Genomic DNA, 22,964 nt, shown 5'->3' on the forward strand with positions numbered 1-22,964 from the left:
TAATAGTAAAATGTTATTGATATCAAAAATCATCAAAAATAAATTTCTTGAGCCAATCTAAAAGTATTTGCATGAGCATCTACAACAATATTTACATCTTTAGAATAGCCACCACCCATAGAACACATTACAGGAATTTTTAAATTAAAACAAGTTTGTAAAACGAATCGATCTCGTTCTTTGCAACCTTCAATAGTTAAAGAAAGTTTTCCTAATTTATCAGTTTCTAAAACATCAACCCCACATAAATAATAAATGAAATCTGGTTTTTCTTGGTTGATGAGTTTTGGTAAAACTGTTTTTAAGATTGATAAATATGCATCATCTTTTGTTTCGTTCTCTAACGCAATATCTAAATCAGATTTTTCTTTTATAAAAGGATAATTGCCTTTTCCATGCATCGAAAATGTAAAAACTGTTTTATCATGTTGGAATATTTCTGCAGTTCCATTTCCTTGATGAACATCTAAATCTACAATGAGAATTTTAGTTGCTAAACCTTTATTTTGCAAATATTTTGCACCAATTGCTTGGTCATTTAACATACAAAAAGCTTCACCTCTGTTCGAAAATGCATGATGTGTTCCACCAGCAATATTCATCGAAATTCCATTTTTTAAAGCAAATTCACTGGCTTTCATGGTGCCATCAGCAATAATCATTTCACGTTCTATTAAAACTTCAGATAATGGAAAACCTATTCTTCTAGCTGCTTTTTGATTTAAGGTAATATTTAACAAATCGAAGAAGTATTCTGAATCGTGAACCGTAAAAAAATGTTTGTTATTAGGAATTTCTGGCTCAAAAAAGTGCTCTTTATTGCAAGTTCCTTCGTAGATTAATTGTTCTGGAAGTAAATCATATTTTATCATCGGGAAACGATGTCCTTCTTTTAAAGGATGATGATATATTGGGTGATGCGCAATTTTTAGCATTGTAGACTCTTAATATTTAATTTCTACAAAATAAGAAAAAGGGCTTTGTGTTTAAAAGAATTAAAGTAAAAAAAAGAATTGCTGTTGTAACTACAACAGCAATCCAGGATAAACTGGGGGAAACTATTTCTGTTGAGGGATTTTTAAGCGCATACAAATATACTATGCATGCATAGTATATTTGTAATAAATTAGATAAACGGAATATTAAATTCTTTAAATAGAAGGTTTTATAGGTTGAAGATGTTTTTCTAAGGGAGTTTTTTTCACATCTCATCCTTTTTTTAAGAACCTTTTCAGGTTTCACATAAGAATGTTTTCAATTAAGAATAGCTTTTATGCTGTCATCAGCATTTATCATTTCACGTTCAATTAAAACTTCAGATAATGGAATACCTGTTTTTCTAGTTTTTTTTTGATTTAAGGTAATATTTTGTAAATCGAAGAAGTATTCTGAATCGTAATAAATTGGGTGATGCGCAATTTTTAGCATTGAAAAACTTAATCCGTAAACTTCTTAAAATTAAAATCTTTTGAAGAAGAATTATACCTTGCTTTTATAAAAAAATCTTTATACTTAAAAACGGTACCTCCTTTATTCTTAGATTTAAATTCCTTCATTTTATCAAAAGCATTTTCCTCAATTTCTCCTTGAATATGATTAAAATCGGTATCTAACAAAGATTCAATTCTAGTAGTTTTGTTGTTCGTAAAAGAATTAAAAGCTATTTGAGTAGGATTAAAAAACACAGTTACAGCTCCAATAGAACCAATTGGAATTCCTCCAAAAGGCATCATCATGCCTCCACCAGTATTTTGAACTATATAACCACCAATTGTTAAATGGTATCTATTTTTTACTTTTCTAACAGATAAACCTGTATTCCCATTTGCAATTCTTCCTAAAAATCGTTTTGTTTTTCCTAATTCTCTATAAGAATCGAGCAAACCACCTTCTTGCATAATAGGGGTGTTTTTAAAAGTGATAGAATCGTTTTTAGTAGCAGAATACTCTTTTACTAAATTACCTGTTTCAAAATCTAAAATTTCAACTGTAAACTCATTTTTAGTGGTTGCTAACGTAAAAAGATAATCACCATTTAAATAAGAATTTGTTCTTTTTGCTTTTTCACCTAATTTGGGTTTTCTAAACTGAAAAGAGGTTGCTAATAACGTGTTCAAATCTATTTGAAGAACTTGCGTAAACATTTTATGATGATCTAATGTGATCAAAATTGTATGATCTCTCACAAACATTTTTCTAAATTCAGAAGTTAATTCGATAGAATTTGGTGTATTTTCTTCAAATTTATTCAAATCGTCACCTTCTACTAAAAGAGAAGTAAGGTTTTTATTTTTACCTTTAGTATCTATAAACCTTAGGTCAGTAACATTTATATTATTTTTTTGTGGATCTCCATTTTCGTTAAAAGTATAAATAGATAAACTATTATGTAACCTAGAACCAGCAATTAAGTAAAACTTATTTTTAGAAACTACAGTTTGTATAAATGTTTCATTTTTATCGATAGAAAACTCTTTCAATGAAGTGGAACCATCTTTAAAAGAAAATCTTACAGAAGCAAAATCTGTTTGATTTTTATTGGTTAAAAACACACGATAAGAATCGTCTTTAGAAGCGCTAGAACCAATAATAACCTTAAATTTTCTTCTTTTTTCTTCGGATGATATTTTCTCTGAAACCTTAAAATTAGCATCAATTTTGTATCCATACACGTTTTTTGCATCAGCAACAAAAAAAGCTATTTCATCAGTTTCTGTATTTACAACAGGAATTACATCTTTTATGTCTGATGATGAGGTTTTTAAATCGTTCTGAAAACTTACTAATGTTTCTTGGCAGAAAACAGAAACATTAAAACTTATAAGTACTGCACTTACTATATTCTTTATCATTTTATATTTTTAGCTAACTTCTTGTCCGTTTTTAACTTTCTTTCCTGGTTCCATAAATGCTAGTTTTCCATCAGGAGTATCTGTCATCAAAATCATTCCTTGGCTTTCTACACCACGTATTTTTCTTGGTGCTAAATTCACTAAAACAGACACTTGTTGCCCAATAATATCTTCAGGAGAAAAACTTTCTGCAATTCCAGAAACAATAGTTCTCACATCAATACCAACATCAACCTTAAGTTTTAAAAGCTTTTTAGTTTTGGCAACTTTTTCAGCTTCTAAAATTGTTCCGATTCTAATATCTAGTTTTGTAAAATCTTCAAAATCGATGGTTTCTTTTTGAGGAGCAACTACTTTTTTCTCTTGCTCGTTGGCAATTTTAGTTGCTTCTAATTTTTCAATTTGAGCATCAATTGTTTTATCTTCAATTTTAGAGAACAATAATTCACCTTTTTCTATTTGATGATTTGCATCAATTAAAACGTTTTTTTCGGTGATGTTTTCCCAAGATAAGTTTGCATCAAGATTTAAAATTCCTTTTAATTTTGACGCTGTAAAAGGTAAAAATGGTTCTGCTAAAACTGCTAAAGCTGCTGATATTTGCAAAGCAACAAACATAATTGTTTGTACACGCTCTGCATCAACTTTAATCATTTTCCAAGGTTCTTCATCAGCTAAATATTTGTTACCAAGTCTTGCTAAATTCATTAATTCTTGGCTTGCTTCTCTAAATCTATATCTTTCTATCGATTTTCCAATAATATTTGGAAACTCCTTAACAGCCGCTAAAACGTCTTCATCAATTTCTGAAAAATCGTTTGGTTCAGGTACAATTCCTGTATAATATTTGTTTGTTAAAACTACAACTCTATTGATAAAATTACCAAAAATGGCAACCAATTCGTTGTTGTTTTTCGCTTGAAAATCTTTCCAAGTAAAATCGTTGTCTTTACTTTCTGGAGCGTTTGCAGTTAACGTATAACGTAAAACATCTTGCTGATTTGGAAATTCTTCCAAATATTCATGTAACCAAACTGCCCAATTTTTAGAAGTTGATAATTTATTACCTTCTAAATTTAAAAATTCGTTTGCAGGTACATTATCAGGTAAAATATAGTCTCCATGAGCTTTTAACATCGATGGAAAAATAATACAATGAAAAACAATGTTGTCTTTTCCAATAAAATGAACGAGTTTAGTATCGTCTTTTTTCCAATAATCTTCCCAATTTTCACCTTCTCTTGCTGCCCATTCTTTGGTAGATGAAATGTAGCCAATAGGCGCATCAAACCAAACATATAAAACTTTTCCTTCAGCATCTTTTAAAGGAACAGGAATTCCCCAATCTAAATCTCTAGTTACAGCTCTGGGTCTTAAACCATCGTTAATCCAAGAATTAACTTGACCTAAAACATTAGGTTTCCAGTCCTTTTTATTTCCAACCCAATTTTTTAAAAAAGCTTCATGTTTATCTAAAGGTAAAAACCAGTGTTTTGTTTCTTTAACGGTTGGTACATTTCCTGTAATTGCAGATTTTGGGTTAATTAAATCTGTTGCATTATGAGACGTTCCACAATTTTCACATTGATCTCCATAACTTTCTTCAAAGCCACATTTTGGGCAGGTTCCCACAATAAATCTATCAGCTAAAAATTGATCTGCTTCAGCATCATACAATTGTGCTGAAGTTTCTTCAATAAACTCACCATCATTATACAATTTTGTAAAAAAATCTGAAGCTGTTTTATGATGAATTTCTGCAGAAGTTCTTGAATAATTATCAAAAGAAATACCAAAATCGGCAAAAGATTTTTTAATAATTGTATGATATTTATCAATAATATTTTGAGGAGAAATACCTTCTTTTTTGGCTCTCATTGGTATGGCTACACCATGTTCATCTGAGCCAGAAATAAAGGCAACATCTTTGCCTTTTAAGCGTAAATAACGTGCATAAATATCTGCTGGCACATACACACCTGCTAAATGACCAATATGAATTGGACCATTTGTATAAGGTAAAGCTGCTGTAATTGTATATCTTTTTGGAGTATTCATCCTATATTTCTTTATTTTAGGTACTTATTATTGAAGTGCAAAAGTACAAAAAACAGCGTTTTAATAACCATTGAAAATTGATACATTTACGTCAATAAATTATTTAAATTAATAGAAACAAGAAACAATACACATTTTGAATATTAAATCACTTTTTACGATTGCTTTATTACTGATTATTACATCAGTAAACGCTCAAGAAAAATTAATAAGTCCACCATATTTAAAAGTTGGAGATACTATTGCTATTGTTGCACCTGCAGGAATTTTACAAGGTAGACAAGCAACAATTCAGCAAGCGCAAAAATTAGCAGAAAGTTGGGGTTTAAAAGTTGTAATAGGGAAAAATATTTACAGTCAAAATAATCATTTTGCAGGAACTGATGATGAACGTTGTCAAGATTTTCAAGACGCTTTAGATAATAAAAAGGTAAAAGCAATTTGGGCTGCAAGAGGTGGTTATGGTTCTGTAAGAATTTTAGATATGTTAGATTTTACTGAATTTAACAAGAATCCAAAATGGGTAATTGGGTATTCTGATATTACTGCGTTTCACAATCATATTCATAATTTAGGTTTTGAAACCTTGCATGCAATGATGCCAACAAGTTTAGAGGAAAAACCAGAAGAAATTATTGAAACAATAGCAACTTTTAAAAAAGCACTTTTTGGTGAAAATTTAAAATACGAAATACCATCATCACCTTACAATAGAGTTACTTCGTCAAGCTCAGCACAAGCATCATCCAAAGAAATAAAAGGAGAATTAATAGGAGGAAACTTGGCAATTTTAACTTCCATGTTAGGTTCTAAAAGTCAGTTAAAAACAGAAAATAAAATTTTATTTATTGAAGAAATTGGCGAGTATAAGTATTCGATTGATAGAATGTTGCAGAGTTTAAAACGTGCAGGATATTTTACCAAGGTAAACGCTGTTATTGTTGGTGATATGTCACTGATCAAAAAAAATACGACAAATTGGGGAAGTTCTATTGAGCAACTTATTCTAGATGTAATTCCAAAAGATATTCCTGTTTTATTTGATTTTCCTGCTGGTCATGAAGCAGAAAATAGAGCAATGATTTTTGGGAGAGTGATTAAGTTGGCAGTTGGCAGTGAACAGTATTCAGTGATTTTTGAAGACTAAATAATTGTTTTTATTTTAAATAAAGTTGAGTCTATATCATTGTAAAGTTTTGAAAATCGTTGTTTTCTATTTTCTTGTTCTCTAAATTCTTTACCTTGAAATCCTCCAATAAGTTTAAATACCTTGAATTTAGAGTGATTATGATTTTCTTCATTTAAATTGAAATCGATATTTAAAATTTCCTTTTTGATGTCTTGAGAAAGTAATGTTTTTTTCATTTTATCAATAAATCCTTTTATTTCAATCTTAAATTGATTTATTTCATCATCAGTAATTATTTTATCATTTTGATGCCTTAAACATTCTGTTTTTAGGAATTCTAAATATATAATTAAAGTTTGTGCTTTCATATCTCTATAAAAGTAACCAATAATTTGTAATTTAACAATCTTGGCAATTTTCATCAAAATGATGACTGCAAACTGCCTACTGAAAAACTGAAGACTAAAAAAAATGGCAGAACATAACGAACTTGGTGAAAAAGGAGAAAAATTTGCAGTCGAATATCTACTCAAAAACGATTATAAAATCCTTGAAAAAAACTACAGATATTTAAAAGCTGAAGTAGATATTATTGCACAAAAAGGAAACACTTTAGTTGGTGTTGAAGTAAAAACAAGAAGCTCAGATTATTTTGGAGATCCACAAGATTTTATCACCCCTAAAAAAATAAAATTATTAGTTTCTGCAATCGATTATTATGTGGTACAAAGAGATTTAGATGTTGAGGTTCGTTTTGATATTATTGCTATTTTACATCAAAACAACAAGTTTACAATGGAGCATTTTGAAGATGCTTTTTTGTATTTTTAATAGAATTAACTTGTCATGCTGAATTTATTTCAGCATCTTTTTATCAATCAAAATATCAATTTTAAAGATTCTTATTTCTTTTCTAAAAACTCCTTAACATCATTAATTTCATTAGGTTTTTCTATAATTTTTTTATTTTTATCTAACACGAAATATGTAGGAGTAGAGTTTATTTGATAAGTTCTAGCTGTTTCGTTTACCCATTTATTTAAACCTAAAACATTGTGCCAACCTTGTAAATTTGTGTTTTTATAAGTGCTCCAAGCATAAGAATCGTTCTCTAAAGCAAACGCAATAACCTTCGTATTTGGCTTGGTTTTCATGTACGAATATAATTCAGGAATTTCTCTTAAACAATGAGAACAACCTGTACTCCAAAAGACTAAAACATAATTTTCTGCATCATTTAAAGTAGATAGCTTTAAGTTTCTACCATTTTCAGTCCAAGAAAAATCGGGTGCAATTCTGCCAATTTCAGCAGCAAACAACGCTTGTTTTTCGTTTTTGAATTTAGAGTCTTGCAAATTTATGGGTAATTTATTGTAATGTTTTTCAAACAGATAATCTATAATTTCTAAATTTTTAGAAGTCTCAAATTGCTCTATTAAAAACTGAATAATATCTCTCTTATAACTTTGATTATTAATTTTAGAAAGCACAGTATCAATAGAAGATTTAAAAAGAACTTGTTGTTGCTCTAAATCTTCGGCATAATTTATATAAAACACATAATCTAAAACTCTGTTTATTAAAAAAGATGAATTCATTAAAGTTTTGTTCGAAAAATCTAAATAATCGAAAAAAGTATTTTTAATATTCGCCAAATAATCATTGGCAGAATTTAAAATTTCTGGAGTATTTTTTCTTGCACTAGCGATTATAAATGGAGCAACATATTTACCTTTTGCAGATTCAACATATTTGTTTTGAACAGCATTTACATCTCTATAAGCTTTTTTATATTTCTCTTTAAAATCTAAACTTGGGTTTTGTAAAACCGCTATTTGAATAGAGTCTAACCTTTGTTGCATCATAGAAATATCTCTATTATAATTGTTGTAAAGAGTATTTTCAGACGATTCTGTATAAGCAACAGATTCTTGTGGATATTCAGGGTTAAAAATAAAAGAAACATCTTCATTGTTGTAAAAAAAGTCAATAAAAGTTGCACCTTCTAAAGCATAGGTTGCTCTATAAGTTCCTGGTTTTGCAGATGCAGGTAATTTTAATGCAAAAGAGCTAACTGCTTCTTTTTTACCTCCAATTAAAAGAGAATCTGTTTTTAAAGTGGTGTTATTTACAAAGACTTGCTTTGTACCTTCAATTTTATAAAGAATTAGCCAATCTGTTTCTAATTTTGGACTCATTGCACCTTTTATTGTATGTTGAGCATACGAAATGGAAGAAATCAATAATAAGATTGGTAGTATTTTTTTTATCATTTTAATCAGTTTTTCTATGAAGATATTTGTCAACAAGTGTACCAAAAATAACATTTCTCATTTAAAATGAATTATATTGTAACGTTAAATTATATGTTATGTTTTTTTCTGATAAAATTGTTTGGATAACAGGTGCTTCTTCTGGAATTGGAAAAGCGTTGGCTTTAGAATTATCAAACCAAAATGCAAAATTGATTTTATCTTCTAGAAAAAAGGACGATTTAGCGTTGGTGAAAGCAGCTTGTAAAAATCCTGATAAGGTAAAAATTATCACATTAGATTTAGAAGATTATACAAATTTACAATCTAAGGCAGACGAAGCTATTGCTGCTTTTGGTACTGTAGATATTTTGGTAAATAATGGTGGAATTAGCCAGCGTTCTTTGGTAAAAGACACTACTATTTTGGTTGATAAAAGAATTATGGATATTAATTATTTAGGAACTGTGGCTTTAACGAAAGCTATTTTACCTCATTTTATCAAAAATAAAAACGGACATTTTGTAGTAACAACAAGTATTGTTGGGAAAATTGGGACTCCTTTACGTTCTAGTTATGCAGCAAGCAAACATGCTTTGCATGGTTTTTTCGATAGTTTACGAGCAGAAATACATCAAGAAAATATTGCAGTAACCTTGGTTTGTCCTGGCTTTATAAATACCAATATTTCTAAAAATGCCTTAACAGGGAATGGAACTCCACAACAAAAAATGGATACTGCTACAGCAAACGGAATTCAGCCAGAACGTTTTGCGAAATTAATGCTAAAGGCTATTGAACAAAGAAAAGAGGAGGTTTACATTTCTGGTGCAAAAGAGAAATTAGGGGTGTATGTGAAACGCTTCTTCCCAAAAATATTTTCTAAAATGATCAAGAAAATGAGTGTTACTTGATTGCATTTTAGCCACTAATTCACAAATTATTTTATTTGATGTTAAAAATTAAAATTTGGCTAAAGCCAACAACATACCAAATATTATGACCTGTGGATTTATCCACAGGCTATTTAAAGTATTATAATTTATAATAAAAGATGTTAATTTTTTTTAAAAGACACAGATTTTTGTGTGCTAAACATTAGCAAAATTCTTGAATTCGTGCCAAATATTTTAAAAGATAATTTAGTCTTTAAAATAATCCAAACCTTCAAAATAAGAAACAATGGCTTCTTTCATTAGCACAGTTTGTTCACCAGGTTTTAGATTTGGTAATTCTGTAAGTGTTTTATAATGTGGCCAACCATCATCATCAAAATAATCGAACTCATAATACCCATAAGGCTCTAACAATTTGCAGATTGCTATGTGCATTAAGTTCATTTTTTCGTCTTTTTTAAACTCTCTATAACCTTGCCCTAATTCTTGCACACCCACTAAATATAGAATTCCATCTACATTTAATTCATCACCTTCAGAAAAATCATTGGTTAATTTTTCAACTAAAAAATTCCATTTTTCTTTTAAATCGCTCACTTTTGTCATAAAAAACATTTAAGGTGTAAAGATACAATGCCCATTTTTAATTTGTAAAAAAAGGATGTAGATTTACAGAAATTATTAAAAAATGAATATTGTTGACATCATAATTATTGTAATTCTAATTTTTGCTGCTGTAAGAGGTTTTATAACTGGACTTTTTTCTTCTGTTGCATCATTAGTAGCAATAATTGCAGGTGTATTTTGTGCCATTCATTATTCTCATTATGTAGAAGCCGAATTTCAAGATTCTGTTTTAGAGTGGTCTAGCAATACTTATAAAATAGCCTCTTTTGCAATCACTTTTTTGGTAGTAATTCTTACGATTCTTTTTTTAGGAAAATTGTTAACTAAATTGGCAGATATTAGTTCTTTAGGCTTATTAAATAAGATTTTAGGTGGGATATTTGGAGCTTTAAAATGGTCTTTAATCCTAAGTGTTATTTTTCTTTTGTTTGATAAATTCAACAAAACGATTCCTTTTGTAGAAAAAGAAACTTTGGAAGAATCTATACTTTATAGTCCAGTAAAATCGATAATACCAACGTTATTTCCTGCTATTATGGATAAAGAAAACCCTACTTTAAAGTTTGATTAATAGCTTTAATCATATTTAAAAAAAGATAGATCAATAAAAAAAGGCTTGCAATTGCAAGCCTTTAGTTTTTAAATTTATATTATAGTAATTCTACTTTTCCACTGCTAATATGGTAAACACCACCAATTATTTTAATTTCACCATTTTCTTCCATTTCTTTTAAAATAGGGCTTTTCTCTCTAATCCTTTTAATTGTTAAACTAACATTGTTTTCAATAGTTTTGTTTAAAAATTCATTATTAGAAGAGTTGTGTTTTCCTTTTATTTGAGTTTCAGATAAACTAACTGCAGGCTGAATATTATTTAACATAGATGTAATATTACCAAGTTCTACATGATCGCAAGCAGCTTTTACAGCTCCACAACTTTCATGTCCTAAAACTAAAACTAGCTTACTCCCTGCTACTTTACAAGAATACTCCATACTTCCTAAAATGTCTGTATTTTCAAAATTACCAGCAACTCTGGCTACAAAAACATCTCCAATTGTTTGATCAAAAATTAACTCTACAGGAACTCTAGAATCTATACAAGATAAAACAATTGCTTTTGGGTGCTGACCATCTGTAGTTTGAGAAATTAATGCTTTATGATCTATAGTGTGAACTTCATCTCTTATAAAACGAGCATTACCTTCTATAAAATCTTGTAACACTTTCATAGGTGTTAATTGATCTTGTGCTTCTTTTGTTATTGCTTTGTTTCTGTGTGGCATAATTATATTTTTTAATTTTAAACTGTGTCTTTTATATTTCTTTTTACCCAAATAATGCATTCTTCAAAGCTTTTGAAGATGTGTTCTTTTGGTATAAAATCTGGAATAATATCAATTCGTTCCATCATATATCTTGGTTGCTTTAATAAATTTACAAATAAAACTTCAACGTTTTTAGTTTTTAAATCTTGCAACATATCTTCCATAGCATATAAGCCAGACTGATCCATATATTGCATTCTACCTAAACGCATAATTACTGTTTTAGCAGTGTTTGGTATTTGTAGTGAAAGCGCTTGAAAATCGCTAGTAGAACCAAAAAACAAAGGACCTTTAATATGTTTGATAAAAACTTCTTCTTTTAAATTGATAGGGAATTGTCCTTCATCTGGCCAAGATTCTTCTTTTAAAGATTTAACATCTGATCTTTCTGCAGTTAAATCTCCAATTTTTTTCATAAACATTAAGGAGGCAATTACCAAACCAATTCCTACAGCATAAACTAAATTCCAAAAGGTAGATAGAATTAAAACTACGATCATAATTAAAACCTCTGAACTTAATTTTATAGGTCCTAACTTCATATCTTTTGGTAAACTTGGTATCGCTTTTAACCCTTTATAATCCATAACTCCAATACCAACCGTTATTAAAATTCCTGCTAAAACTGCAGCTGGAATTTTAGATGCTATGGGTCCTAAGCCTAGCATTATTACGAGTAACATAATACCTGCAATCATACCAGAAATTTTGGTTTTACCACCAGCATTAATGTTTACAACAGTTCTAATAGTTGCTCCTGCACCAGGAAGACCACCAAACAAAGCAGCAATACTATTTCCTATTCCTTGCCCAACCAATTCTTTATTTGGTTTGTGTTTTGTTTTGGTCATATTATCTGCAACAACACTTGTTAAAAGTGAATCTATTGCTCCTAAAAGTGATAAAGTTAAGGCTGTAAAAATGTAAGGGCTAATGCTATTTAGAGAAAAACCCGAAAAAATTTCCCACTTAATTGTTGGTATTCCACTTGGTATTTCTTGAATGGTTCTATAGTCTAATCCAAAACCTACAGCAATACCAGAAACAACAACTAAAGCAACGAGTGTACTTGGAATTTTAGTTGTAATCCGTTTAAAGCCATAAATAATAAAAATAGTTCCTAGAGCCAGTAATAGTTCTAATAAATTAATGTTTTGCAAAGCTCTTGGAATAGCTTTTATAGCTCCTAAAGCTCCAGAAGTTTCTTTAGCAGCTAATGTTTGAGATTCTTTTAAAATATCTTCAGGTGCAATATTTTCTGCTCTTTTAATGGTTTCTTCAAAGTTTTCTAAAACTAATATTCCTTCTCCTGCTTCTTCTTTTAAAATGTTTTCTAAAATTACTTCCTCTGCTTGTGGTTTAAATGTTTCAACAAATACAATATCTTCTTTTGGATAATACCCTAAAGATGGTAATATTTGAGTCAGTAAAATAATAACACCAATAGCCGTCATAAAACCAGAAACTACAGGATAAGGAATGTATCTAATGTATTTACCTAAGCCTATTAAACCTAAACCTATTTGAAATAAACCAGCCAATAAAAAAACAGTTAAAATAGCAGGTAAAGCTTTAGAAACGTCTCCATCATTCGCTGCAATAATACCAGCAATAATTATCATACTTACTGCAGTCATTGGTGCAGTTGGTCCAGAAATCTGTGTGTTTGTTCCACCAAAAAGAGCAGCAAAAAAACTTATAAAAATAGCACCATATAAACCTGCACTTGGTCCTAAACCAGAGGAAACTCCAAATGCCAAAGCCAAAGGTAAAGCAACAATACCAGCAGTAATACCACCAAAAGCATCACCTTTAATGTTTGAAAATAATTTTTTCATTCTATTTTTTTTGTTTTGAAATTTTGAGAAACCAAGTTAACGATTCTATTTTGATAATTTATTAATTATTTGAAAAGGGTTTTTTAAAATTTAATGGGTTAGCATAATTGAGCAATTTAGCTCTTTTGCTAAATTTCCAAATTTATATTTCGCTTCTTTTGTTTTGTCTCTTTCTCTATTTACAAACAACAATTGGACATTATTTTTAGACATATATTTACCCATGTTTGTTAACGTGTTATCTCCATTTTCAAAAACGAACTCAACCATGTTTTCTGGTTTTGAGTCTTTATTTTGATCAGTAACTGTATCACTCTTTACTTGAAAAGATATTAAAGGCTTTTTAGCAAAAGATACTATCGTGTCTCTATAATTATTTGCACTTATTAATCTAGATTCATTTAGCAAACCTAGAGATAACTCTGAGCTTGCTTCTAAAGTAATTTTATCAGAAGCAATCATCACTGTACCTTGATGTTCTTTTAAAACTAATTCTAAAATATTATCACCTAAAAATGATAATATTTTAGAATTTTTATTGCCTAGAATTATAAGATCTGGTTGTGTTTCTTTTATTCGATTACTAATTTCATCTTTTAAATTTCCAAATGAAACTTGATGATGAATCGCAATACTATGATCGTTATTGATTTCTGTTATTAATTTTTTTATTTGAGTATCAGCTTCTAAAAATTTTTCATTAATAGTTCTCATTACAGAAAGCTGACTTTCTTTTTTTACAATATCTGTTGGTTTTTTTACACAGAAAAAATCAATTTCACCATCTAAAATTTTTGTTAAGTTTAAACCGTTCTTAACAATTTTTTCTGTGGATGTGTTAATATCTGACAGAATTAATATTTTTATTTTTTTCATAATAATTATTCTAGGCAGATTTTTTAGGTCTTAAATTAAAAAACTCGATATAACTTGGAGGGTTTTCAACAATTCCTCTTTCTGAAACTAATTGAATATCAATGTTTCTTTCTTTTGCTTTAAAAGCAAAATCTTCTAAAATTTCTATAATATCGTTGTCTAAATATCTAGTTTTTCTTACATCTAATTCTAAGTATGTATCTCTTGGCAAACTATCTAATTCTTTTAAAATAGCACCTTTATTAAAGAAAGTTACTTCTTCTGCAAAGGTCATTTTAATCTTGTGTTTGCCATTACTTTTATCTTCAATATGAAGAAAATGAGAATTTTGAAAACTTTTAATTAAAATAACTACGATACCAACAGCTAAACCTAAGCCAATCCCTACTAATAAATCTGTAAAAACAATCCCTACAACTGTTACTGTAAATGGTATCCATTGTTTCCAACCTAATTGTAACATTTCTTTAAAAACAGCAGGTTTTGCTAATTTGTAACCAACAACTAATAATATAGCTGCTAATACAGATAACGGAATTTTATTTAATAAAGTAGGAATTAAAATCACAGAGATCAATAATAAAAAACCATGAATAATTGCAGATAACTTTGTTCTACCTCCAGACTGTATGTTTGCAGAACTTCTTACAATTACCTGTGTAATTGGCAAACCACCAATTAAACCAGAAATTATATTTCCTGTACCTTGTGCTAATAATTCTCTATTGGTAGGTGTTACATTTTTATGAGGATCTAATTTATCTGTAGCTTCTACACATAATAATGTCTCTAAACTTGCTACTAATGCAATTGTAAATGCAGTAACCCATATTTGAGGATTTGAGATTGCGCTAAAATTTGGGAAACTAAATTGATCTAAGAAAGAATCGAAACTATCTGGAACAGGCACACTTACTAAATGTTGTGGACTAATACCGTATTTAGAATTTTCGCTTGTTGCAAAATAATATACAATACCTACAACCACAGCTACTAACGGACCTTGTATTATTTGAAAAAATTTACCTTTTTTAGATAAAATACTACTCCAAAATATTAAAATAGCCAAACCTATAAAGCCTACAATTGTAGCACCTAAGCTAATATTATTAATGGCTTTAAAAATTTCTGAAAAAGTATTTTGTCCATCTACTTGAAAGAAAGCAAAATCTCCTTCTGGGTCAGAATCATATCCAAAAAAGTGTGGTATTTGTTTTAATATTATAATAATACCAATACCCGTTAACATTCCCTTAATTACAGATGAAGGAAAATAATATCCAATAATTCCTGCTTTTAAAAAACCAAAAACTAATTGAATAACTCCCCCTAAAACTACTGCTACCAGAAAGTTTTCATACCCTCCTAAAGTACCAATAGCTGTTAATACTATTGCAGCTAAACCTGCTGCAGGGCCACTAACTCCTATTTTAGAGCCACTAAGAGCACCTACAACAACTCCTCCAATAATTCCAGCAATTACTCCAGAAAATAAAGGCGCTCCACTTGCTAATGCAATACCTAAACATAAAGGTAATGCTACGAAAAACACTACAACACTTGCAGGTAAATCGTTTTTGATATATTTAAACATATATAAAAGATTTTCACTCTAAATAATTTATTTAGAGTATTTTAAATTTAAAAAATAATTGATTTTTGACTTAATAAACGATATGTTATATTAAGTATTTAGGTGGTGGAGTAGTAATTTTAGGATATTCAGAAATATAGTTTTTAGATTGAAAACTAATATTTTTCTTCTTCTGAATTTTATTTAAAACCAAAAAAGAGTTTTCATTTTCTGAAGCTATTTTTACTTTAATTTCTTTAATAGAGTTGTTTCCTTCTTCTTCTTCATTCATGTTAAGAAGAAAAGAAAGATTTATGCTATCATCAACCACACTAATTACTGTAGGAGCAATCAATAAAATTGAAAATATTAAAGTGAAAAAAAGTGCTAATTTAGCTCTCAAATTAAATTTGGATTTTTTTTGTAAAAATAAGAAAGCTTTTCTAATAGTGTGTTAAATAAAATTAAAATTTATTCAATCAATTTTATCTCATTAGCAATAATCCAACCTATTTTTCCATCTGCTAATTTAATCTTTTTCCAGTTATCAATTGCATCTAAAACAATAACTTTTGTGCCTTCATGTAAGGTAAAAACTTCTTCTGAGTTGAAAGTTGGTGCGTTTCTTACTTCTGTTTTTTCTGCAAAAACAATAGCTTCTTTGTTATTTTTATAAAAGGAATATTGATTTAAAGTAATAAAAAGAGTAATAAATAAAAAGATAAAACTAAGTGAAAAACTCACAAAATAGAAACGTTTTTTTGAAGGTGTATGCGCAAAATAAAATAAAAGAAAAAAGAAACTTCCCAAAAAGGAAAAGCCAACAAGAATCATTGCCCATTGGTTATAAGAAAGCTTTTGTAAATAATTAATTTTAAACTTTTGAAAAACAGTTTTTGGTAATTCTTCAATATTATCTAAAGCCAAACGTTTAGCAAAAACTAAATTGTTTTGCACATCTTCATTTAAAGGATTTATTTTTAAAGCTTTTTCATAATAATAAATAGAAGGGCCAACTTTGTTTAGTTTGTAGTAAGAATTTCCAAGATTATAATACAATTCAGAAGAAATCATTCCTTGGGTTTCTATTTTTTTGTAAAGTTCTATAGCTTCTTCGTACTTGTTATTTTTATATAAATCATTAGCAGTAGAAAATAAACTCTCAGCATTTTGAGCAACTACAGAGTTGGCAATTATCAACAATAAAAAAAGGACCTTTTTCATTTTATAACTGTTTATCTAATTCAACGATTACTTGTTTTGCTCTCTCAAATTCTTGCTTCATTTCAGTATCTGTTACAGGCGTATATCGTGCAAAATCGGAAGCTTTTAATACATCTATAAATTGCTTGATAGAGGTTTCATTAACATTTCTTTTCTCTAGAATTTTAGCAATATTTTCTTTACTGATATCAACAATTTCTATATTTAATTTTGCTTTTAAATAATTATGTAAAGCACGCTCTAAAGATTCGTAAAAAGCTTCTTTTTTACCCAATTGCTTTTGTGCTTCAGATAAATATTTTTTAGCTAATCTTTCAGCTTTTCTCAACTTAAGCCCCACAAGATCACTATTACGTTTCTCATTGTTTTTGGCAATGATAATTCCTATAGGTATAATAGCTAAAGGAAGTAATAATAAAATATAGAATAGGTACGATTTGTAAAAATCGTTATTTTCAGAGGTTGTAAAAGTGCTTTGAGTTTGTATATACCTAAAATTATTACCTGTTGTTACAACATTTTTCTTTTCAGCAGAATTAGCATTATTTGTTAATAATTCTTTACCCTCAGTAACATCTACATATAAATCTTCAGTATTTATAGTATTGTATTTTTTTGTATCAGGATTAAAATAAGAGAAAGATACATTTGGTATTTTATATTTACCTTTATATTGAGGAACAACTGTATAAGAATCTGTTACAGAACCACTCAAACCATCAGTTGTAATTCTTACATTTTCTTTTCTTTCTGGTTGATATTTTTCTAATTCAGCAGGTGTTTCTACAGTAGGCAATTCAAATAATTTTAAGTTTCCTTTTCCAGAAACCACTACTTTTATTTGAGAAGATTCGTTTGCTTTTAAAATATCTTTACTTAAAGAAACATCAAAGTTAAATTGACCAACAGCTCCAGTAAAATTTTCTGGTTTTCCTTCAAAAGGAAGGCTTTCTGGACTAATTACTTTTTTTGGCGAAGAAAATTCTTTTCTTATATTTTTGGTAATTACGTTTCCAAAAAAATCTGCTCTTCCTGTTGGTACTCCAATTGTAATATCCATTTTCATTGGATCTAACGTAAGTCTACCCGTTTTTGTTGGAATCAACAATGCTTTTTGAAGCACGATATATCTATAATTTTCTCCATTGTATTTTCCCATTTTAACAGGAAAACCATTTATTTTAATTTCTTGATTCCAAAAACCATTATATTGTGGAGCTTCAGTTACAGAAGTGTCATAAACGCTTATATTTTCACTTACGTACAATCTATATTCTACATAAATACCTTCGCCAACATAAGGTTTAGATTTAGAAATTTCTGCTACTAAATGAATGTTTTGTTCTGCAATATAATTTGGATCATTAGGGTTTTCAGGAACATCAATAGCATCTAAAACAATAATTTTTATCATCTTAGAGTTTAATGTAGTTCCATTAATTTTAATACTTGCAGCATCAATAATCAATTCGCCTTTTCTTGTAGGTTGTAAAATATAAGTGTAAGATTGAGAAAAACTTACTTTTCCATTAATCCAAGATTGGCTAACAGATTGGCTTGGGCCTTGAATAACTTTAAAGTCACTAAATTTTGGAGGTGTAAAATCGTCTGCACCTTGTTTATTTATAGAAAATTCTATTCGTAAACGCTGGTTTAAACCCAATTTATTTTTACTAACATTTACTTCTAATTCTGCTTGTTGTGCAAAAACAGAAAATGTAAGGAAGCTAAATATAAGAAACAAATAGCCCTTTCTAAATTCCATATTTGGAAAGAAAGTAACCTTTAATGCTGACTTTGTGAAATAATCTTTTAAATCCATAATAATCCTTTCTGACTCTCCTAAAGGAAAGAAATATTTGATCTATTTTTTATTGAGAAAAAGTGGTGCTTACTTCTTTTAGGGAAAGTTTGAAGATAGATTCTTACCAATCTTTTTCCTGTTTTACTTTTTTACCTTTTGCTTTTTGAGCATTCATTTTCTTTTGTGTCTTTTTTTCCTCGTTATTTAAGCTTTCTAACAACTGCTTAATTTGTTCAGGAGACATTTTTCCTTGTTGCTGTTTAGGCTTTTGATCTTTATCATCCTTTTTAGGATCGTCTTTCTGATCTTTATTTTTATCCTTTTCGTCTTTTCCGTCTTTATCTTTATCGTCTTTTCCATCATCTTTCTTATCCTTTTCATCATCTCCCTCTTTTTTGTCTTTGTCCTTATCTTTATCGTCTTTGTCTTTTTTATCCTTGTCTTTATTGTCCTTGTTATCTTTGTCGTCTTTATTATCTTGATTTTCTTTATCAAGCATTTTTTGAGCAACTGCTAAATTATAACGAGTTTCATCATCATTAGGATTGTTTCTTAAAGAATTTTTATAAGCATTTACAGCACCTTGATAGTTTTTAGTTTCCATCATTGTGTTGCCAAGATTATGGTAAGCTTCTGCTTTTGAAAACTTATCTTCTGCTGTTTTTGCTGATAATTCGTATTGAGGAACAGCTTCTTTAAAATTTTTATTTTGATACATTGCGTTTCCTAAATTATAACTTGCTTTGTCATAATTAGCATTATTTCCTAACGCTTTTTTATAGGCTACAGAAGCATCTGTAAATTGATTTTGGCTGTACAATTTATTACCTTCTCTAACCATTTTTCTAGCTTTACGTTGTAAAGCAGTTGAATCTTTTTGTGCAATAATTTTATTTGATGAAAAGATCATTAAGAACACAATAAGTATATTTAAGTATGTTTTCATGTTTATTATTTTTTCGTTTTTTCTTCGTTAAATAAATCTACTTTTCTCACCCATTTTGTTTTTTTATCAAACAAGAAAATATCAAAAAGTAAAAATATAATACCTATTCCTAAAAACCATTGAAACTGATCTTTATAATCTGAAAATTGTTTGGTTTCAAATTCATTTTTTTCTGCATTTGCAATAATGTCTGCCATTATTTTTACAGGGTTTTCAGTAACATTACCATCTATATAATTACCTTTTGCAACGTCTGCAATTTCCTGTAAAACTTCAGGCATTCTTTTGGTAATTACAGTTTCTCCTTGGTTATCTTTTTTGTAACCAATCATATCGTTATTTAAATACATTGGGATTGGGCCACCTCTTTCTGTACCAACTCCAATAGTAAATATCTTTACACCCTCATTATTCAAATTCTGTGCCACTTGTTTTGTTTCTTCTTGATGATCTTCACCATCAGAAATAATAATTAAAAACCTGTTGGTTTGATCATCATTATTGTAATACGTTTTTGCAAGTTCTAAAGCTTCATTTATAGCTGTTCCTTGGCTAGAAACCATATCTGGATTTGCATTTTGCAAAAACATATTGGCAGCTGCATGATCTGTAGTGATTGGTAAAAGTGGATATGCATTACCAGCGTAAATTATAATTCCAATTCTATCTGAACCTAATTGATCTATAATTTTTGAAATGATTTGTTTCGCTTTTTCTAGTCTGTTAGGAGCAATATCTTCTGCTAGCATACTTTTAGAAACATCTAAAGCAAACACAATATCTACACCTTCTCTTTTTACGGTTTGTAATTTTGAACCCATTTTTGGATTTACCAAAGAAATTACTAAAAAAGCAATTCCTAAGAGTAACATCAACAGCTTTAAACTCGATTTAAAGGTTGATGAATTTGGAGCTAATTTTTCTAATAATTCTGGATTAGAAAATTTACGTTGTGTTCTTTTTTTCCACCATAAAACCAATAGAAAAACAACAATCATTACAGGAATGATTGCTAATAAATAAAAATAAATTGGTTCTTCTAAACGATACATTGTGAAAAGGTATAATTGTGTAATTGTTTAACTGTTTAATTGTTCTTTAACTGGGTAATTGTTGTTTAACTGTTTAATTGTGATTTTCTTAAAGCATTTAACATATTTGATATTTTATAAATTCTTTTTCTTAATTCTAAATAAATTTCATCATTTATAAATTGAAGCTTATTACATAGAATTATATGATTTAAAACTTCCATTGTAGAGCTAAATGCAATTGTTGAAAAATGTGCTTTATCTTTATTTGTAATTCTTGATGTGCCTTCTGCAATATTTGCAGAAATTGAATTTGACGCTCTTTTTAACTGACTTGTAACTCCAAACTTTTCATCCGAAGGAAAACTTTTTGTTAAATTATATATTTCTACAGAAAAGTCAATTGCTTCCTGCCAAACTTTTAATTTTTCGAATGAAAATACGTACATACTTTTTCAATTACACAGTTAAACAATTCAACAATTACACATGATTTTATATAAAACTTTTAAATAACGTATTTCTCAACAAGAATTCTAATAGTAAAAAACCAAGTGCTAAAAAGACTAAATCTCTATACATTTCTTGATAATTATAATATTTAAATTCTTCTATTTTTGTTTTTTCAAGTTTATCTATCTCATCATAAATTTCTTTTAAAGTTTCATTATCTGTTGCTCTAAAATACTTTCCATTGGTTTCTTTTGCAATGTCTTTTAACAAGGCTTCATCTATTTCTACTTGTTGTTTTCTAAAATTTAAAAGTCCAGTTCTTGGATCTTTACTCCAAGGGAAATCTGCCATTCCATTTGTGCCAATTCCTATTGTATAAACCTTTATACCTAATTCTTTTGCCAATTCTGTAGCAGTTCTTGGGTCTATATTTCCTGAATTATTTACACCATCAGTTAATAAAATAATTACTTTACTTTTTGCTTTGCTTTCTTTTAACCTGTTTACACCAGAACCTAAACCCATTCCAATGGCAGTTCCACCATCTAATTGGCCCCATTGCAAACTAGAAATGGTACGTTTTACGATTCCTTTATCGCTTGTAATAGGCGTTTGTGTAAAACTTTCTCCTGCATAAACCACAATACCTATTCTGTCATTTGGTCTTCTATCAACAAAATCTACTGCAACTTTCTTTAAAGCTTCTAATCTATTTGGTTTTAAATCCCTAGCCAACATACTTGCAGAAACATCAATGGCCATAACAATATCTATACCTTTGTTAGATTTTGTTTTTTTACTAACAGATACATTTCTTGGTCTTGCTAAAGCAATAATAATAGCTGCCAAAGCCAATAATCTTAAAAGCCCTAAAATTGGTTTTAATTTTGATATAATAGACGACTTTGTTTTAAAACCTTTAATGCTTGGTACTGTTAAAACAGCAGCATCTTTTTTACGGACAAAGAAATACCAAACAGCTAATAAAGGAATTAATATCAGCAGCCATAAAAACTCAGGATTTAGAAATTCAAAATTACTCCAGTTCTTCATCTTTGCTAATTGGTTTTGGTTTCAAATTATGAACTACTTCTTCAGCGTCTTTTCTATCTTCCTCTATTTCTGGAGCTAATGGTTTCGATTTTGCAAATTTTACTAAATCTGCTTCTTGTAATAAAGCTTTTAATTTTCTAAGGGTTTCTTTATTTGTATTAATCGTGTTTGCATCATGGAAATCATTCAAAGTTTCAATAATTTCATCCGTAGTTTTTTCTAAAGCAGGTACTTTTAATTCACGCTCTATATAACCACGAATTATTTCTGTCAACTCAATATAGTACTCTTTAACTTTATTATTTTGCCATAATAATTTATCGTCTAATTCGCCTAATTTATGCATTGCTTCCTCATAAGGAGGTAATGCAATGTAAGTAGGTTCATCTTCTTCAAGTTTTCTTTTTCTGATTACAAACCAATAAATCCAGAAACCAATAATTAATAAAGCTGCTATTAATAAATAGATGTACATTTTAAAATCATCAAACGTATATGGTTCTTTTTTGATAGATTTTATTGGGAATTTTTTAATTTTTGTAGTGTCTATTGCAACTGTAGCAACGTTTATTAACAAAGAATCTGTTAAATATGCCTGGTTTTTTACGAATACTTGTTGTTGAGGAATATAAAACGCACCGCTATCAAAACCCGTTAAAATATACTTCTGAATAAGCATATTATTTAAAGTATCTATTTTAGCAGAATCTATAACTTCTAAGCCTTTTAACTCAAGTTTTGGCAGAATTACATTATCGGTTTCATTTACAGAAATTCTATATGTAAACTGTTCCCCAATTCTAATTCTAGAAGTTTCAACTTGCGACTTTACTACCGAATTTTGAGCAAAAGTGACAAAACCACAAAAAAGAAAAAGAAAAAAACCTATCTCTCTCTCTCTCTTTCCAAAAGAGAGAGAGCACTTGGCTTGTGTGTATTTTTCACTTGACTGAAAACCTTTATATATATTACTTTTTTTCAACTTTTTAAATTCTCTTTTTTCTCTGTTATATTCGAAACATCT

General features: G+C 28.9%; 23 protein-coding genes. 4 read left to right on the forward strand and 19 right to left on the reverse strand.

Annotation, left to right across the window (positions count from 1 at the left end; translation table 11 throughout):
* Positions 1 to 32: 32 nt before the first annotated feature.
* From LPB03_RS11470 to metG, 4 genes are all read right to left on the reverse strand, one after another.
* Positions 33 to 935 carry a histone deacetylase family protein gene (locus LPB03_RS11470; RefSeq protein WP_065319747.1) on the reverse strand — a complete coding sequence of 301 codons (903 nt, stop codon included), beginning with the start codon at positions 933 to 935 and terminating at the stop codon, positions 33 to 35.
* 319 nt (positions 936 to 1,254) lie between these two features.
* On the reverse strand, positions 1,255 to 1,428 hold the full coding sequence (locus LPB03_RS16645; protein ID WP_157579361.1) for a hypothetical protein: 174 nt from the start codon (positions 1,426 to 1,428) through the stop codon (positions 1,255 to 1,257).
* Between the two features lie 8 nt (positions 1,429 to 1,436).
* A complete protein-coding gene (locus tag LPB03_RS11475) occupies positions 1,437 to 2,852 on the reverse strand; it encodes a hypothetical protein (protein WP_065319748.1) in 1,416 nt (471 codons plus the stop codon).
* A 9-nt stretch (positions 2,853 to 2,861) separates the two neighbouring features.
* A complete protein-coding gene (metG, locus tag LPB03_RS11480) occupies positions 2,862 to 4,910 on the reverse strand; it encodes a methionine--tRNA ligase (protein WP_065319749.1) in 2,049 nt (682 codons plus the stop codon).
* A 142-nt stretch (positions 4,911 to 5,052) separates the two neighbouring features.
* Here metG and LPB03_RS11485 point away from each other — a divergent pair, with 142 nt between their 5' ends.
* Positions 5,053 to 6,057 carry a S66 peptidase family protein gene (locus tag LPB03_RS11485; protein WP_231953157.1) on the forward strand — a complete coding sequence of 335 codons (1,005 nt, stop codon included), beginning with the start codon at positions 5,053 to 5,055 and terminating at the stop codon, positions 6,055 to 6,057.
* Here the strand turns inward: LPB03_RS11485 and LPB03_RS11490 are convergent.
* A complete protein-coding gene (locus tag LPB03_RS11490; RefSeq protein WP_065319750.1) occupies positions 6,054 to 6,461 on the reverse strand; it encodes a hypothetical protein in 408 nt (135 codons plus the stop codon). The genes LPB03_RS11485 and LPB03_RS11490 overlap by 4 nt on opposite strands.
* Positions 6,462 to 6,510: 49 nt before the next feature.
* On the opposite strand from LPB03_RS11490, the gene LPB03_RS11495 reads away from it, so the two are divergent.
* On the forward strand, positions 6,511 to 6,870 hold the full coding sequence (locus LPB03_RS11495) for a YraN family protein (protein WP_065319751.1): 360 nt from the start codon (positions 6,511 to 6,513) through the stop codon (positions 6,868 to 6,870).
* A gap of 71 nt (positions 6,871 to 6,941) precedes the next feature.
* On the opposite strand, the gene LPB03_RS11500 is transcribed toward LPB03_RS11495, so the two are convergent.
* The gene (locus LPB03_RS11500) at positions 6,942 to 8,312 is read right to left on the reverse strand and encodes a TlpA family protein disulfide reductase (RefSeq protein WP_170324221.1); all 1,371 of its coding nucleotides are present in this window, start codon (positions 8,310 to 8,312) and stop codon (positions 6,942 to 6,944) included.
* A 98-nt stretch (positions 8,313 to 8,410) separates the two neighbouring features.
* On the opposite strand from LPB03_RS11500, the gene LPB03_RS11505 reads away from it, so the two are divergent.
* Positions 8,411 to 9,205: an SDR family oxidoreductase gene (locus tag LPB03_RS11505; protein ID WP_065319752.1), complete on the forward strand. Its 795-nt coding sequence runs from the start codon at positions 8,411 to 8,413 to the stop codon at positions 9,203 to 9,205.
* 228 nt (positions 9,206 to 9,433) lie between these two features.
* Here the strand turns inward: LPB03_RS11505 and LPB03_RS11510 are convergent, their stop codons facing one another.
* Positions 9,434 to 9,793: a hypothetical protein gene (locus LPB03_RS11510; protein WP_065319753.1), complete on the reverse strand. Its 360-nt coding sequence runs from the start codon at positions 9,791 to 9,793 to the stop codon at positions 9,434 to 9,436.
* An 82-nt stretch (positions 9,794 to 9,875) separates the two neighbouring features.
* On the opposite strand from LPB03_RS11510, the gene LPB03_RS11515 reads away from it, so the two are divergent.
* Positions 9,876 to 10,385 carry a CvpA family protein gene (locus LPB03_RS11515; protein ID WP_065319754.1) on the forward strand — a complete coding sequence of 170 codons (510 nt, stop codon included), beginning with the start codon at positions 9,876 to 9,878 and terminating at the stop codon, positions 10,383 to 10,385.
* A gap of 79 nt (positions 10,386 to 10,464) precedes the next feature.
* Here LPB03_RS11515 and LPB03_RS11520 read toward each other — a convergent pair whose 3' ends face one another.
* The 12 genes from LPB03_RS11520 to LPB03_RS11575 all read right to left on the reverse strand — a co-directional run bounded on the left by LPB03_RS11520 (position 10,465) and on the right by LPB03_RS11575 (position 22,922).
* Complete coding sequence (locus LPB03_RS11520) at positions 10,465 to 11,100, reverse strand: carbonic anhydrase family protein (RefSeq protein ID WP_065320127.1); 636 nt, start codon at positions 11,098 to 11,100, stop codon at positions 10,465 to 10,467.
* A 17-nt stretch (positions 11,101 to 11,117) separates the two neighbouring features.
* The gene (locus LPB03_RS11525; RefSeq protein WP_065319755.1) at positions 11,118 to 12,980 is read right to left on the reverse strand and encodes a SulP family inorganic anion transporter; all 1,863 of its coding nucleotides are present in this window, start codon (positions 12,978 to 12,980) and stop codon (positions 11,118 to 11,120) included.
* Positions 12,981 to 13,070: 90 nt separating this feature from the next.
* Positions 13,071 to 13,856, reverse strand: a complete 786-nt coding sequence (locus tag LPB03_RS11530; RefSeq protein ID WP_065319756.1) for a putative universal stress family protein — start codon at positions 13,854 to 13,856, stop codon at positions 13,071 to 13,073.
* A gap of 10 nt (positions 13,857 to 13,866) precedes the next feature.
* Positions 13,867 to 15,450 (reverse strand): SulP family inorganic anion transporter, encoded by a 1,584-nt coding sequence (locus tag LPB03_RS11535; RefSeq protein ID WP_065319757.1) that lies wholly within the window; start codon positions 15,448 to 15,450, stop codon positions 13,867 to 13,869.
* An 85-nt stretch (positions 15,451 to 15,535) separates the two neighbouring features.
* Entirely contained in the window at positions 15,536 to 15,832 is a 297-nt protein-coding gene (locus LPB03_RS11540) for a hypothetical protein (protein WP_065319758.1), read from the reverse strand.
* Between the two features lie 68 nt (positions 15,833 to 15,900).
* The gene (locus LPB03_RS11545; RefSeq protein ID WP_065319759.1) at positions 15,901 to 16,653 is read right to left on the reverse strand and encodes a tetratricopeptide repeat protein; all 753 of its coding nucleotides are present in this window, start codon (positions 16,651 to 16,653) and stop codon (positions 15,901 to 15,903) included.
* A 1-nt stretch (position 16,654) separates the two neighbouring features.
* Entirely contained in the window at positions 16,655 to 18,475 is a 1,821-nt protein-coding gene (locus tag LPB03_RS11550; protein ID WP_231953094.1) for a BatD family protein, read from the reverse strand.
* Positions 18,476 to 18,578: 103 nt separating this feature from the next.
* Positions 18,579 to 19,403, reverse strand: coding sequence for a tetratricopeptide repeat protein (locus tag LPB03_RS11555; RefSeq protein ID WP_065319760.1), 825 nt, complete (start codon positions 19,401 to 19,403; stop codon positions 18,579 to 18,581).
* A gap of 5 nt (positions 19,404 to 19,408) precedes the next feature.
* Complete coding sequence (locus LPB03_RS11560) at positions 19,409 to 20,455, reverse strand: vWA domain-containing protein (protein ID WP_083187226.1); 1,047 nt, start codon at positions 20,453 to 20,455, stop codon at positions 19,409 to 19,411.
* A 65-nt stretch (positions 20,456 to 20,520) separates the two neighbouring features.
* On the reverse strand, positions 20,521 to 20,883 hold the full coding sequence (locus tag LPB03_RS11565; RefSeq protein ID WP_065319761.1) for a four helix bundle protein: 363 nt from the start codon (positions 20,881 to 20,883) through the stop codon (positions 20,521 to 20,523).
* 46 nt (positions 20,884 to 20,929) lie between these two features.
* Positions 20,930 to 21,940 (reverse strand): vWA domain-containing protein, encoded by a 1,011-nt coding sequence (locus LPB03_RS11570; protein WP_065319762.1) that lies wholly within the window; start codon positions 21,938 to 21,940, stop codon positions 20,930 to 20,932.
* Positions 21,924 to 22,922, reverse strand: a complete 999-nt coding sequence (locus tag LPB03_RS11575) for a BatD family protein (protein WP_231953095.1) — start codon at positions 22,920 to 22,922, stop codon at positions 21,924 to 21,926. The genes LPB03_RS11570 and LPB03_RS11575 overlap by 17 nt, the downstream gene beginning before the upstream one ends.
* Between the last annotated feature and the right edge of the window lie 42 nt (positions 22,923 to 22,964).

This window comes from Polaribacter vadi, assembly GCF_001761365.1.
Lineage (GTDB): Bacteria > Bacteroidota > Bacteroidia > Flavobacteriales > Flavobacteriaceae > Polaribacter > Polaribacter vadi.